This window comes from Streptomyces sp. NPDC043685 (assembly GCF_056436585.1).
Genome location: NZ_JBWKCH010000001.1, coordinates 421,218 through 433,574, shown reverse-complemented (window position 1 = coordinate 433,574; position 12,357 = coordinate 421,218). Strand labels below are relative to the sequence as shown.

Sequence of the window (12,357 nt, the reverse complement as noted above, 5' to 3'; positions counted from 1 at the left end):
TCCCGCTCGCCGCTATGACGTCCGGCGCAGTGCGCGCAGACCACGCAACCCGATGGCCCCGATGACCGTCCCCAATACGAAGGAAACGACGGCGAGCAGCAGGTGCACCCAGAAGTAGGCCGTGGGACGACCGTCGTCGAAGGCGAGCCCGCTGCCGTCCTTGACCAGGTTCTTGACGAAAGTGATCCAGATGACCCAGCTCCACACCCCGAAGGCGAGCAGGAACCAGGAGACGGGGCGGCTGAGCTTCATGGCACCAGTATCGCCAGGGCGTGTCCGGTTCCGTTCCCGGGGTGGGGCCGGAGACGGGACTTCCCCCCGTACGGCATGTACGTTTCCGACCGTGCCCGCTCCGAAGAAGACCGCCAGGCGATCCCTGCTGGTCACCTCCGCCGTCCTGTCGTCCCTCGCCCTGGCCGCGCCCGCCGCCCTCGCCGCCCCGAAGCCGTCGGACAGCCCGTCGGCGAGCCCGTCGGCCACTCCCCCGGCGTCGATGTCGACCGTGGGCGGCGCCCGGCTCGGCAAGCCGGGCACGCAGGTGAACCTGGCGAGCGGCGTGCCGGTGCTGCCGAAGGACCTCAGCGCCCGCTCCTGGATCGTCGCCGACGCCGAGTCCGGTCACGTGCTGGCCTCCCACAACGCGCACTGGCGCCTCGCCCCGGCGAGCACGCTGAAGATGCTGTTCGCCGACACACTGCTGCCGAAGTTCCCCAGCGACACCAAGCACAAGGTCGTCCCCTCCGACCTGGCCGGCATCGGCTCGGGCTCCAGCATGGTCGGGATAAAGGAGGAGGAGACGTACACGGTCCACGACCTGTGGCTGGGCGTCTTCCTGCGCTCCGGGAACGACGCCGTGCACGTGCTGTCCGCCATGAACAAGGGCGTCGAGAACACCGTCAAGGAGATGAACGAGCACGCCGAGGAGCTCCAGGCCCTCGACACGCACGTCGTCAGCCCGGACGGCTACGACGCCGAGGGGCAGGTCTCCTCCGCGTACGACCTGACGCTGTTCGCCCGCTCCGGGATGCAGAAGAAGGACTTCCGCGAGTACGCCTCGACGGTGCGGGCCAAGTTCCCGGGGCAGACCAAGAAGGGCAAGAAGGGCAAGAAGGTCCGCGAGTCCTTCGAGATCCAGAACACCAACCGGCTGCTGGCCGGTGACTCCGACGTGCCGGTCTACCAGGGCATCGCGGGCGTCAAGAACGGCAACACCACCAACGCGGGCGCCACCTTCACAGGCGTCGCCGAGCGCGGCGGCAAGGTGCTGCTGGTGACGGTGATGAACCCGGAGAAGCCCGAGCACAACGAGGTCTACAAGGAGACGGCCCGGCTGTTCGACTGGGGCTTCAAGGCGGCCGGGAAGGTGCAGCCGGTGGGCGAGCTGGTGCCGCCCAGGAGCGCCGCGCAGTCCAGTGCCCAGCCCGGCGCGAACCCCTCCGGCGAGGCCGGTGGTTCCGGGGACGGCGGCAGCGGCCCGGCGGCGACCGGTGCGAAGCCGGTGGCCAGCGCCCCGGCCGCGGGCGGTGCCAGCGGCATCGGGACGGCGCTCGGTATAGCGGGCGGGGTGCTGGTGCTGCTCGCGGGCGGCGCGTTCCTGGTCAACCGCCGCTGGCCGCTGCCGGATCTGGTGCGCCGCCGGACGCGCCCGTGAGGCCCGGGACCTCGTCCTCCTTGCTCCGCGTCGCCGTCCAGGAGGCGCAGAACAGCACCAGCTTCGAGGTGAAGTTGATCCACAGCAGCAGCGCGACGGGCACTCCGAACGCGCCGTACATGCTCTTCGCCGCCACGCCCTGAAGGTAGCCGCTGAGCAGCAGTTTCAGCAGTTCGAAGCCGATCGCGCCGGTCAGCGCCGCCACGAACAGGCGGTGGCGCGTCGGCTCGACGCCGGGCAGCAGGGTCAGGACGTAGAGCAGCAGCAGGAAGTTGGCCAGCACGGCGATCAGGAACGCGGCGATGTGCAGCAGGACCCCGCCCCAGCCGCCCTCCTCGATGCCGGCTTCCAGGGTGAACCAGCCGATCATGGCGGAGGCGATGGCAGAGGCGGCGATGGTGACGAGCAGTGCGCCGCCGAGGCCGATCAGGACACCCGCGTCCTTGCCGTAGCGCAGGACCGGGTTCTCCTCCTCCTCGTCGGACAGCTCCCACACCGCCCGCAGGCACTCGCGCATCGACCCGGCCCAGCTGACGCCGGTGAAGAACAGCAGGGCGCCCGCGATGAGTCCGATGGTGCCGGCGTTGTCGACCAGACCGGCGATGTCGAGCTGGTCGGAGATGCCGGGGACCTGCTCGGCGAGCTTGTCCTGGAGCTTGTGCTCCTGTGACGTGCTGAGGGTGGCGGCGGCGATGGTGGCGGACACCGTCAGCAGCGGGAACAGCGCGACGAAACTGGTGAAGGTCATCGCGGCGGCCAGCCGCGTCCACTTCACGCGGTCCAGCCGCTCGTACGACCGCCACGCGTGCGTGATCATCAGCCGCTCCGCCCACGGCCCGATCACCGGGAGTCTTTTCAGCCAGTCCATGATCCGACTCTGCCCTCCGCCCGGAACACCCATGTGCGGGTACCCCAGAACCGCAGGACTGTGGCCAGCGCCATGCCGACGATCGCGCCGGAGACGGTGTCGGCGCGCTGCGAGGTGAGGCCGAGCCCGTAGTGGCTGACGGCCAGGCAGAGCAGTTGCACGGCGGCCCCGGCGAGGTTCACCGCGAAGAAGGCGGCGTACGCCCGCAGGCCGGGTGCGCGCGCGGCGCGGTAGGTGCCCAGGGCGTTGCCGGCGTAGGCGACCGTGCAGGCGGCCAGGAAGGACACGGACTTGGCGGTGAGCGGGTCGAGTCCGGCGGGGCCGCGCAGCGCGGTGAACAGGGCGAGATCGACGGCGTAGGCGGCGAGGCCGACGGTGGCGAAGCCGAGCAGTTCCCGGCGGCGGGGGGTGCCGGGGCCGCCCCACACGCGCGTGGTCACCAATTCGCCACGGCCAGGCCGTACATCGCCATCCACACCACGCCGATGAGGGCGAGCGCGCGGTCGCGCAGGACTACGTCCTCGGGTTCGCCGGCCGTGCCGCGGTCGGCGAAGACGGCGTACCGCAGGACGGCCAGGATGAAGGCCACCATGGACAGTTGGCGCCAGGGCAGCACGCTGGTGTGCGGGACGCCGCCCTCCTCCATGGCCCACAGGCAGTAGCCGAGGACGGCGACCCCGGCCGCGAGCTGCCAGACGAAGCGGAGGTAGCCGGTGGTGTACTCGGTGAGCAACGCCCGTGTGGCGCCCGCCTTCCCGGCCATCTGGACGGCTTCCGAGTAGCGCTTGGCCGACACCATGAACAGCGCGCCGAAGCCGGTGGTGATCAGGAACCAGCGCGACAGCGGGATGCCGAGGGCGAGTCCGCCGATCATGGCCCGCATCAGGAACCCGGTGGTGACGACGGCGAGATCGACGACCAGGACGTGCTTCAGGCTGACGCAGTAGGCCAGTTGCATGCCGAGGTAGGCGGTCAGCAGCGCGGCGACGGCCGGGCCGCACAGCCACGCGGCGGCGGCGGGCGCGAGGACGCCGAGGAGGCCGCCGACGGTGTAGGCGAGGGGTACGGGGACCTGTCCTGCGGCGACCGGGCGGTGCCGTTTGACGGGGTGGGCGCGGTCGGCGTCGGCGTCGCGGGCGTCGTTGACGAGGTAGACGGCGGCGGCGCAGGCGGTGAAGAGGGCGAAGACCAGGCTCAGTTGGATCGCGGCGTGCCGGGAGAAGAGCTCGCCCGCGGCGGCCGGGGCGGCCACCACGAGGACGTTCTTGACCCACTGTTTCGGGCGCGCGGTCCGCAGGAGACCGGCCAGGAGGCCGCCCTTGCGGGGTGGTGCGGACCGCTCCTCAGGGGTGCGCTGCCGCAGGATGGCCGTCTCAGTCATGGTGGGCGCCTCCGCGCATCCAGCGGGCGCCGAGCCGGGCCGTGAGGGCGCCCAGGGCCGCTCCGGCGGCCACGTCCGAGGGGTAGTGGACTCCGGCCACCAGGCGCGAGACGCACACGGCGGCGGCGAGCGGCGGGACCGCGTGTGCTCCCAGGGCGCCGAAGGCGACGGCGGCGGCCGCGGCGGAGGTGGCGTGCGAGCTGGGGAAGGAGTGCCGGCCGGCGGTGCGCACCAGGGGGTCGACGTGCGCGGGGCGCGGTCTGCGCACGACCCGTTTCACCCCCATGCTGACGAGGTGCGCCCCGGCGATGAGGGCGGTGCCGCGCAGCCAGGCGCCGCGCCGGGCGCCGTCGAGGGCGGCTCCGGCGAGGCCCGCCGCCAGCCACAACGCCGCGTGCTCCCCCGCCCAGGACAGGGCACGCGCGGCACCGGCGACGCGTGGGTCGGTGCCGCACGCCCTGAGCGCCGAAACGATCCGGTGGTCCATGTCGTGCAGGTCGTCGAGGTCGTCCATGTGGATTCACTGTTCACGCCCATCAGGCCTGAACTCCGGCAATATTGAGCGACATCCCATTAATCACCCATTTCGGGGAGGGATGCCATGTTCGCTAACTAATCGCTCACAGTAGGGCGATACGGTCACGGACATGTCTGCCGACACCGATTTCGACCCGGACGTCATGGGCCTTGACCACACCACCGTCATGGGCTGGGGGCGCACCGCCCCCACCGCCGCCCGGCTGATCCGCCCCCGGACGTACGAGGAGGCCGCGGCAGCCGTCCGGGACTGCGGGGCCCGCGGCGGGATCCCCCGGGGGCTGGGACGGGCGTACGGGGACGCGGCGCAGAACGCGGGCGGCTCCGTGCTCGACATGACGGCCCTGGACCGGGTGCACGCGATCGACGCCGACGGCGGGACCGTGCTGTGCGACGCGGGCGTCTCCCTGCACCGGCTGATGGAGGTGCTGCTGCCGCTCGGCTGGTTCGTGCCGGTCACCCCGGGCACGCGGTACGTCACCGTCGGCGGGGCGATCGGCGCCGACATCCACGGCAAGAACCACCACGTCTCGGGCTCCTTCGCGCGGCACGTCCTCGCCTTCGAACTGCTCACCGCCGACGGTGAGATCCGCACGGTGATCCCCGGCACGCCGCTCTTCGACGCCACGGCCGGCGGCATGGGCCTGACCGGCGTGATCCTCACCGCGACGATCCGGCTCCAGCCGGTCGAGACGTCGCTGATGTCGGTCGACACCGAACGGGCCACGGACCTGGACGACCTGATGGCCCGGCTCGCGGCCACCGACCACCGCTACCGCTACTCGGTGGCCTGGATCGACCTGCTGGCCCGGGGCGCCGCCACCGGGCGCGCGGTCCTCACGCGCGGCGATCACGCGCCGCTGGACGCGCTTCCCGCACGCCTGCGCCGGGACCCGCTCGCCTTCCGCACCTCGCGTCTTCCGGCCACGCCCAGGCTCCTCCCCGAGGGCCTGCTCACCCGGACGACCGTCGGCCTGTTCAACGAACTCTGGTACCGCAAGGCCCCCCGCGCCCGCACCGGCCAGGTCCAGCGCATCTCCGCGTTCTTCCACCCCCTGGACGGCGTGCCGCACTGGAACCGCGTCTACGGCCGCGGCGGCTTCGTGCAGTACCAGTTCGTCGTCGGCTACGGCCGGGAGGACGCCCTGCGCCGGATCGTGCGCCGGATCTCCGAACGCCGCTGCCCGTCCTTCCTGGCCGTCCTCAAACGCTTCGGGGAGTCCGACCCGGGCTGGCTGTCGTTCCCCGTGCCGGGCTGGACGCTGGCGCTGGACATCCCGGCGAGCCTGCCCGGCCTCGGCGCGTTCCTCGACGAACTCGACGAGGAGGTCGCCGCCGCCGGCGGACGCGTCTACCTGGCCAAGGACTCCCGGCTGCGCCCGGAGCTGCTCGCGGCCATGTACCCGCGTCTCGACGACTTCCGCGAGCTGCGCGCCGAGCTGGATCCGCGCGGGGTGTTCGTGTCCGACCTGGCCCGCCGCCTCAGTCTGTGAGCAACCTCAAGGAGCTGCTGTCATGAAGGACGCCTTCGGTCTCCCCCAGTCCCTGCTCGTCCTCGGCGGGACGTCGGAGATCGCGCTGGCCACCGCCCGCCGCCTGATCGCCCGCCGCACCCGCACGGTCTGGCTCGCCGGCCGCCCCTCCCCGGCCCTGGAGGAGGCCGCCGGGCAGCTGCGCGGGCTCGGGGCGGAGGTGCACACCGTCGCCTTCGACGCCCTCGACCCGGCCTCGCACGAGGCCGTGCTGGGCAAGGTCTTCGCCGAGGGCGACGTCGACATGGTGCTCCTCGCCTTCGGGCTGCTGGGTGACCAGGCCCGTGACGAGCGGGACCCGGAGGCGGCGGTGCGGGTCGCGCAGACCAACTACACCGGCGCGGTCTCGGCGGGCCTGGTGTGCGCCCGCTCGCTCCAGTCCCAGGGGCACGGCTCGCTGGTCGTGCTGTCCTCCGTCGCGGGCGAGCGGGCCCGCCGCGCCAACTTCATCTACGGCTCCAGCAAGGCCGGCCTCGACGCCTTCGCGCAGGGCCTGGGCGACGCGCTGCACGGCACGGGTGTGCACGTCATGGTGGTGCGCCCCGGGTTCGTGCGGACGCGGATGACCGCCGGGCTGCCCGAGGCGCCGCTGGCGACCACGCCCGAGGCGGTCGCGACGGCCGTGGAGCTGGGCCTCAGGCGCCGCTCGGAGACGGTGTGGGTGCCGGGGGCGCTGCGGGTGGTGATGGCGGCGCTGCGGCACCTGCCACGCCCGGTGTTCCGGCGGCTGCCGGTCTGACCCGGAGACGGTCGGCGGGTCGGGACCGCGCCGTGGCCCCGGGGGCCGGTCAGCGGGTCGGGACCGAGCCGCGTTCCACCCGCCCGGCCTGCGGGGGGACCACCGAGCCGCCGAAGGGGAACTCGCGGAGCTTGCGCCACACGCCGTCGGCGCCCTGCTCGTAGAGGGCGAAGCCGGTGCAGGGCCACTCGGCCTCGTAACCGGCGAGCTCCTCGAAGGCGCGGTCCATGGCCGCCTCGTCGATGCCGTGGGCCACGGTGACGTGCGGGTGGTACGGGAACTGCAGTTCGCGTGCGGCCGGTCCTGCGGGGTCGCGGACCTGCTCCTGGAGCCGTGTGCAGGCGTCGGCGCCCGAGACGACCCGGACGTACACCACCGGCGACAGGGGCCGGAAGGTGCCGGTGCCGGACAGCCGCATGGGGAACGGGCGGCCGGCCGCGGCGACCTCGGCCAGATGCGCCTCGACGGCCGGCAGGGCGCTCTCGTCGACCTCGGTCGGCGGCAGCAGGGTGACGTGGGTGGGGATGCCGTGAGCAGCGGCGTCGCCGAAGCCCGCGCGCAGCTGCTGGAGCTCGCTGCCGTGAGGCTCCGGGACCGCGATCGAGACACCGATCGTTACGGTCCCCACGTCGTCTCCTGTCGTGTCAGTGTGGCCGCTGATACGACCACCCGGTTATCGACTGTAAGGCCACGGCCGGGTTCCGGGCAGGCGCAACCGGAGTGATGTACAGCGCTGTTCGGTCGTACGGCTGTGCGCGGGGGCGGGTTCAGTGCTTGGCGGGCAGGAAGCCCACCTTGTCGTACGCCTGGGAGAGGGTCTCGGCGGCGACCACGCGGGCCTTCTCGGCGCCCTTGGCGAGGATCGAGTCGAGCGTCTCGGGGTCGTCCAGGTACTGCTGGGTGCGCTCCCGGAACGGCGTGACGAAGTCGACCATGATCTCGGCGAGGTCGGTCTTGAGCGCGCCGTACATCTTGCCGGTGTACTTCTCCTCCAGCTCGCCGATGCTCTCGCCGGTGAGGGTCGAGTAGATCGTGAGCAGGTTGCTGACGCCCGGCTTGTTCTCGGCGTCGTAGCGGATCACCGTGTCGGTGTCGGTGACGGCGCTCTTGACCTTCTTGGCGGTGGCCTTGGGCTCGTCGAGGAGGTTGATGAGGCCCTTCGGCGTGGAGGCCGACTTGCTCATCTTGATCGACGGGTCCTGGAGGTCGTAGATCTTCGCCGTCTCCTTGAGGATGTACGGCTTGGGGAGCGTGAAGGTCTCGCCGAAGCGGCCGTTGAAGCGCGTGGCGAGGTCACGGGTGAGCTCGATGTGCTGGCGCTGGTCCTCGCCGACCGGGACCTCGTGGGCCTGGTAGAGCAGGATGTCCGCGACCTGGAGGATCGGGTACGTGAACAGGCCGACCGACGCGCGGTCGGTGCCCTGCTTGGCGGCCTTGTCCTTGAACTGGGTCATCCGGCCGGCCTCGCCGAAGCCGGTGAGGCAGTTCATGACCCAGGCGAGCTGGGCGTGCTCGGGGACGTGGCTCTGCACGAAGAGGGTGCAGCGGTCCGGGTCGAGGCCGGCGGCCAGGAGCTGGGCGGCGGCCAGGCGCGTGTTCGCGCGCAGGTCCTTCGGGTCCTGCGGGATGGTGATCGCGTGCAGGTCGACGACCATGTAGAACGCGTCGTGGGTCTCCTGGAGGGCCACCCACTGGCGGACGGCGCCGAGGTAGTTGCCGAGGTGGAACGAGCCGGCGGTGGGCTGGATCCCGGAGAGCACGCGAGGTCGGTCAGAGGCCATGCCCACCATTCTCTCAGGTCCCGGGGTCCGATCCGGAACCGGCCGGAAACAGACGGGCTCCCGTGCGGCTCCGGCGGTGTAACAAGGGTGAGGCACGGAGGGGCTGCCCCCCGGGCGGGTTCGGGGTGGGCCGTTGTGGCCGTTGTGGGGCCGAGCGGAGGGGGACCGATGCGGATACGAGGCGGGGCCGGCGGACGCCGGGGCCGGGTGGGTTCGGCTGGGTTGCGGGCCGGGGTGGTGTGGTGGGGGCTGGTGGTGTCCGTGGCGGCCGTTCCGGCCGGGGGTGCGGCGGTCCCGGCCGCCGCTGCCGTACCGGCGCGGGGGCGGGACGTTCCCGACGTGGCGATGGTCGTCGCGGGCGGGACGGGGCGGACCGCGGCGGTGCGCTCGGGGCAGCGGGACTTCGCCCGGCTGTGGCAGCTGCTGGAGCCCACGCACACGCAGACGGAGCGGGTGCCGGACGACTGGGCGGAGGGGGACTTCCCGCAGGTGCGGCTCACGGTGCTCTGGGGGCTGTCCGGGGTCGGCGGCTGGCCGAGCACGAACCGGCCGCCGGGCGGGGACGTGGCCGTCGAGCGGCAGGACCAGCTGGTCGTTGCCGAGGACGGCACGCCCTGGGTGCGCTCGGACCCCAGCCCCACCGTGGAGGACGACGACATCCGCTGGCACCGGGCGCCGCGGTCCGTCTTCGAGCGGTTCGACCTGGCCCGGCTGCTCGGTGACGCGGAGGGCGGACCCGTCGCGAGCCCGCCCCCCGCGGCGGACCCGGACGGTCCGGTGCGCGGTGACGTCCGGTGGGCGGTGACGGCGGGGGCGCTGGGGCTCGCGGCCGGTGCGGGCGGCACGCTGCTGATACGCCGCGCGGCGGCCCGGCGGGAAGCCGGACCGCCGCGGGAGGAGCCGCGTCAGGTGCTGATCGACCTGGACGAGTGACGGACCGTGCACGTCGGCCCGGGCCCCGGACGGGTGACGGACCACGGGCGTCAGCCCAGGTCGATCTCCGGGTACAGCGGGAAACCGGCCACGAGGTCGGTGGCGCGGCGGGAGATCTCGTCGGCGATCTTGGCGTCGAGGACGTGGGCCGCCTTGGAGGGGGCGCCCGACTTGGTGGTGCCGGGCTCCGCCGTGGTGAGGACGCGGTCGATGAGGCCGGCGACCTCGTCCATCTCGGCGGTGCCGAGGCCGCGCGTGGTCAGCGCGGGCGTGCCGATGCGGATGCCGGAGGTGTACCAGGCGCCGTTCGGGTCGGCGGGGATGGCGTTGCGGTTGGTGACGATGCCCGACTCCAGCAGCGCGGCCTCGGCCTGGCGGCCGGTGAGCCCGTAGGAGGAGGCGACGTCGATCAGGTTGAGGTGGTTGTCCGTGCCGCCGGTCACGAGGGTCGCGCCGCGGCGCATCAGGCCCTCGGCCAGGGCGCGGGAGTTGTCGACGATGCGCTGGGCGTAGTCCTGGAAGGACGCCTGGCGGGCCTCGGCGAGGGCCACGGCCTTGGCGGCCATGACGTGCGGGAGCGGACCGCCGAGGACCATCGGGCAGCCGCGGTCGACCTGGTCCTTGAGGGAGTCGTCGCACAGGACCATGCCGCCGCGCGGGCCGCGCAGCGACTTGTGGGTGGTCGTCGTGACGATCTGGGCGTGCGGCACCGGGTCGAAGTCGCCGGTGAGGACCTTGCCCGCGACCAGGCCGGCGAAGTGCGCCATGTCGACCATGAGCGTCGCGCCGACCTCGTCGGCGATCTCGCGCATGATCCGGAAGTTCACCAGGCGGGGGTAGGCGGAGTAACCGGCGACGATGATCAGCGGCTTGAACTCGCGGGCGGAGGCGCGCAGGGCCTCGTAGTCGATGAGGCCCGTGGCCGGGTCCGTGCCGTAGGAGCGCTGGTCGAACATCTTGCCGGAGATGTTCGGGCGGAAGCCGTGGGTGAGGTGGCCGCCGGCGTCCAGGGACATGCCGAGCATGCGCTGGTTGCCGAAGGCCTGGCGCAGCTCGGCCCAGTCGGCGTCGGTCAGGTCGTTGATCTGGCGGACGCCGGTCTTCTCGAGGAAGGGCACCTCCACCCGGGCGCCGAGGACGGCCCAGAAGGCGACCAGGTTGGCGTCGATGCCGGAGTGCGGCTGGACGTAGGCGTGGCGGGCGCCGAACAGTTCCCTGGCGTGCTCGGCGGCGAGGCCCTCGACGGTGTCGACGTTGCGGCAGCCGGCGTAGAAGCGGCGGCCGATGGTGCCCTCGGCGTACTTGTCGCTGAACCAGTTGCCCATGGCCAGGAGCGTGGCCGGGGAGGCGTAGTTCTCGGAGGCGATCAGCTTGAGCATCTCGCGCTGGTCGGCGACCTCCTGGCCGATGGCGTCCGCCACGCGGGGTTCGACGGCGCGAATCACGTCGAGGGCGGCGCGGTAGGCGGTGGAAGCGGTGGAGAGGGGCTCGGCTGACATGTGTGGACCTCCGGACGTTGCGTTCAGCGTTCACGGTACGGCCCAGGCGCACGGCTCTGACTGCTCGGGCCGCTCCCCGATGGTTGGTCCCATCCCAGCGCGCCAGTCACGGCCCTCGGTCAGCCTACCGGGTGGGGGGCCGGGGGATCATCTGCCGGGTTGCTCGTCGTTGCCGAGTGCGGGTGCGTCGTGGCTTGTCGCGCAGTTCCCCGCGCCCTTGGGTACGTTCCCCCTGAGCTCCGTTTACAAGATCACGTGGGGCAGGAAGCGGGCGTACTCGTCCGTGATCAGGCCCGAGGACTCTCTGATGCCCAGGCCCGCCGACTCGTTCTCCACCACCCAGGCGCCCAGGACCACCCGGTTGCCGTCGAAGTCGGGCAGGGGGGCCAGCTGCTGGTAGCAGCAGGGCTCGTCGCGGACGGTGGGGGTGGATCCGGGCTCGTGGATCGTGACGCCCGCGCCCTCGCGGCCCAGGAGGGGCTTGGCCACCCAGCCCGTGGAGGACGGCAGGTCCCGGGGGCCGTCCAGGTAGGCGGGGAGGAGGTTCGGGTGGTCCGGGTACAGCTCCCAGAGGACGGCGAGCAGGGCCTTGTTGCTGAGGAGCATCTTCCAGGCCGGTTCGATCCACAGGGTGGAGCCCGTGCCGCCGCCGTTGTCGAGGGTGTCCAGGACGTGGTCGGCGAAGCGGTCGGTGGTGAGCCACTCCCAGGGGTAGAGCTTGAAGACGCTGCGGATGAAGCGGAGGCGGTTGTCGACGAACCGGCGGGAGAGGCGGTCCCAGCCGATCTCCTCCATGGCGATCCAGTCGGTGGCCAGGCCCGCCTGCTCGGCGGTCTCCTTGAGGTAGGCGACCGTCATCATGTCCTCGCCGAGTTCGTCGGCCGACGAGTACGCGAAGTAGAGGGGGTTGCCCGGCGGGAGGAGGGCGGCCTGCTTCTTCCAGGCGTCGATGAGGCGTTCGTGCAGGGAGTTCCACTGGTCGGCGCCGGGGAAGCGCTCCTCCATCCAGAACCACTGGGGGGAGGCGGCCTCGACGAGCGAGGTGGGGGTGTCGGCGTTGTACTCCAGCAGCTTGGCCGGGCCGGTGCCGTCGTAGCGGAGGTCGAAGCGGCCGTAGACGGAGGGGAGTTCGGCGCGGCGCCGCCAGGCCTCGGCGACCGCGCGGGCGACGCGCGGGTCGGTGATGCCCAGGTCGGCGAAGCGGTCCTCGGTGACGATGTGCTCGGCGGCGGCCAGGCACATGCGGTGGAGGTCCTCGACCACCTCTTCGAGGGCCTCGATCTCCTCCAGGGAGAAGACGTAGTACGCGCTCTCGTCCCAGTAGGGGCGCAGGGAGTCGTCGGGGTAGCGGGTCAGGGGGTAGATCAGGCCCTGTTCCTCGACGGTCTGCTGCCAGCCGGGGCGGGGCTCCATGGTCCGGCGTTCCATCTGCCGCG

13 protein-coding genes and 1 riboswitch are annotated in these 12,357 nt (G+C 72.2%); of the genes, 4 read left to right on the top strand and 9 right to left on the bottom strand.

Going from position 1 to position 12,357, the window contains the following annotated elements; translation table 11 throughout:
- Positions 1-12 precede the first annotated feature (12 nt).
- Positions 13-252, bottom strand: a complete 240-nt coding sequence (locus AC0665_RS02095; protein WP_003992504.1) for an SCO4848 family membrane protein — start codon at positions 250-252, stop codon at positions 13-15.
- A 91-nt stretch (positions 253-343) separates the two neighbouring features.
- Here AC0665_RS02095 and AC0665_RS02090 point away from each other — a divergent pair, with 91 nt between their 5' ends.
- Positions 344-1,651 (top strand): D-alanyl-D-alanine carboxypeptidase family protein, encoded by a 1,308-nt coding sequence (locus AC0665_RS02090; RefSeq protein WP_468635649.1) that lies wholly within the window; start codon positions 344-346, stop codon positions 1,649-1,651.
- On the opposite strand, the gene AC0665_RS02085 is transcribed toward AC0665_RS02090, so the two are convergent.
- The 4 genes from AC0665_RS02085 to AC0665_RS02070 are packed head-to-tail and all read right to left on the bottom strand — an operon-like array spanning position 1,599 to position 4,414.
- Entirely contained in the window at positions 1,599-2,519 is a 921-nt protein-coding gene (locus AC0665_RS02085; protein WP_478704257.1) for a YihY/virulence factor BrkB family protein, read from the bottom strand. The two genes, AC0665_RS02090 and AC0665_RS02085, sit on opposite strands and share 53 nt — an antisense overlap.
- Positions 2,507-2,959 (bottom strand): GtrA family protein, encoded by a 453-nt coding sequence (locus AC0665_RS02080; RefSeq protein WP_468406892.1) that lies wholly within the window; start codon positions 2,957-2,959, stop codon positions 2,507-2,509. The genes AC0665_RS02085 and AC0665_RS02080 overlap by 13 nt, the downstream gene beginning before the upstream one ends.
- Positions 2,956-3,900: a decaprenyl-phosphate phosphoribosyltransferase gene (locus tag AC0665_RS02075; protein WP_468406890.1), complete on the bottom strand. Its 945-nt coding sequence runs from the start codon at positions 3,898-3,900 to the stop codon at positions 2,956-2,958. Before AC0665_RS02075 ends, AC0665_RS02080 begins: the two co-directional genes overlap by 4 nt.
- Positions 3,893-4,414 (bottom strand): phosphatase PAP2 family protein, encoded by a 522-nt coding sequence (locus AC0665_RS02070; RefSeq protein ID WP_478704256.1) that lies wholly within the window; start codon positions 4,412-4,414, stop codon positions 3,893-3,895. Before AC0665_RS02070 ends, AC0665_RS02075 begins: the two co-directional genes overlap by 8 nt.
- A 133-nt stretch (positions 4,415-4,547) precedes the next feature.
- On the opposite strand from AC0665_RS02070, the gene AC0665_RS02065 reads away from it, so the two are divergent.
- Positions 4,548-5,930 carry an FAD-binding protein gene (locus AC0665_RS02065; protein ID WP_478704255.1) on the top strand — a complete coding sequence of 461 codons (1,383 nt, stop codon included), beginning with the start codon at positions 4,548-4,550 and terminating at the stop codon, positions 5,928-5,930.
- Positions 5,931-5,952: 22 nt separating this feature from the next.
- Positions 5,953-6,708, top strand: a complete 756-nt coding sequence (locus AC0665_RS02060; protein ID WP_366050602.1) for an SDR family NAD(P)-dependent oxidoreductase — start codon at positions 5,953-5,955, stop codon at positions 6,706-6,708.
- 49 nt (positions 6,709-6,757) lie between these two features.
- On the opposite strand, the gene AC0665_RS02055 is transcribed toward AC0665_RS02060, so the two are convergent.
- Both AC0665_RS02055 and trpS read right to left on the bottom strand, forming a co-directional pair.
- Complete coding sequence (locus tag AC0665_RS02055; protein ID WP_363118501.1) at positions 6,758-7,336, bottom strand: 2'-5' RNA ligase family protein; 579 nt, start codon at positions 7,334-7,336, stop codon at positions 6,758-6,760.
- Between the two features lie 139 nt (positions 7,337-7,475).
- A complete protein-coding gene (gene trpS, locus AC0665_RS02050; RefSeq protein WP_363118502.1) occupies positions 7,476-8,489 on the bottom strand; it encodes a tryptophan--tRNA ligase in 1,014 nt (337 codons plus the stop codon).
- Positions 8,490-8,657: 168 nt separating this feature from the next.
- Between trpS and AC0665_RS02045 the strand changes: the two genes are divergently transcribed.
- Entirely contained in the window at positions 8,658-9,422 is a 765-nt protein-coding gene (locus AC0665_RS02045) for a hypothetical protein (RefSeq protein WP_478605039.1), read from the top strand.
- A gap of 50 nt (positions 9,423-9,472) precedes the next feature.
- Here AC0665_RS02045 and AC0665_RS02040 read toward each other — a convergent pair whose 3' ends face one another.
- Together AC0665_RS02040 and AC0665_RS02035 are read right to left on the bottom strand one after the other, a co-directional pair.
- Positions 9,473-10,921, bottom strand: coding sequence for a glycine hydroxymethyltransferase (locus tag AC0665_RS02040; protein WP_478507368.1), 1,449 nt, complete (start codon positions 10,919-10,921; stop codon positions 9,473-9,475).
- A gap of 33 nt (positions 10,922-10,954) precedes the next feature.
- Positions 10,955-11,041, bottom strand: a riboswitch (ZMP/ZTP riboswitch).
- Between the two features lie 123 nt (positions 11,042-11,164).
- Positions 11,165-12,349 (bottom strand): glutathionylspermidine synthase family protein, encoded by a 1,185-nt coding sequence (locus AC0665_RS02035; protein ID WP_478704254.1) that lies wholly within the window; start codon positions 12,347-12,349, stop codon positions 11,165-11,167.
- Positions 12,350-12,357 lie beyond the last annotated feature (8 nt).

What these genes read in the sequence shown, in the direction of transcription:
- AC0665_RS02045 (WP_478605039.1), top strand. Translation starts at nt 8,658, where the DNA reads ATGCGGATACGAGGCGGGGCCGGCGGACGCCGGGGCCGGGTGGGTTCG.
- AC0665_RS02095 (WP_003992504.1), bottom strand. Translation starts at nt 252, where the DNA reads ATGAAGCTCAGCCGCCCCGTCTCCTGGTTCCTGCTCGCCTTCGGGGTG.
- AC0665_RS02060 (WP_366050602.1), top strand. Translation starts at nt 5,953, where the DNA reads ATGAAGGACGCCTTCGGTCTCCCCCAGTCCCTGCTCGTCCTCGGCGGG.
- AC0665_RS02065 (WP_478704255.1), top strand. Translation starts at nt 4,548, where the DNA reads ATGTCTGCCGACACCGATTTCGACCCGGACGTCATGGGCCTTGACCAC.
- AC0665_RS02040 (WP_478507368.1), bottom strand. Translation starts at nt 10,921, where the DNA reads ATGTCAGCCGAGCCCCTCTCCACCGCTTCCACCGCCTACCGCGCCGCC.
- AC0665_RS02085 (WP_478704257.1), bottom strand. Translation starts at nt 2,519, where the DNA reads ATGGACTGGCTGAAAAGACTCCCGGTGATCGGGCCGTGGGCGGAGCGG.
- trpS (WP_363118502.1), bottom strand. Translation starts at nt 8,489, where the DNA reads ATGGCCTCTGACCGACCTCGCGTGCTCTCCGGGATCCAGCCCACCGCC.
- AC0665_RS02075 (WP_468406890.1), bottom strand. Translation starts at nt 3,900, where the DNA reads ATGACTGAGACGGCCATCCTGCGGCAGCGCACCCCTGAGGAGCGGTCC.
- AC0665_RS02070 (WP_478704256.1), bottom strand. Translation starts at nt 4,414, where the DNA reads ATGGACGACCTCGACGACCTGCACGACATGGACCACCGGATCGTTTCG.
- AC0665_RS02035 (WP_478704254.1), bottom strand. Translation starts at nt 12,349, where the DNA reads ATGGAACGCCGGACCATGGAGCCCCGCCCCGGCTGGCAGCAGACCGTC.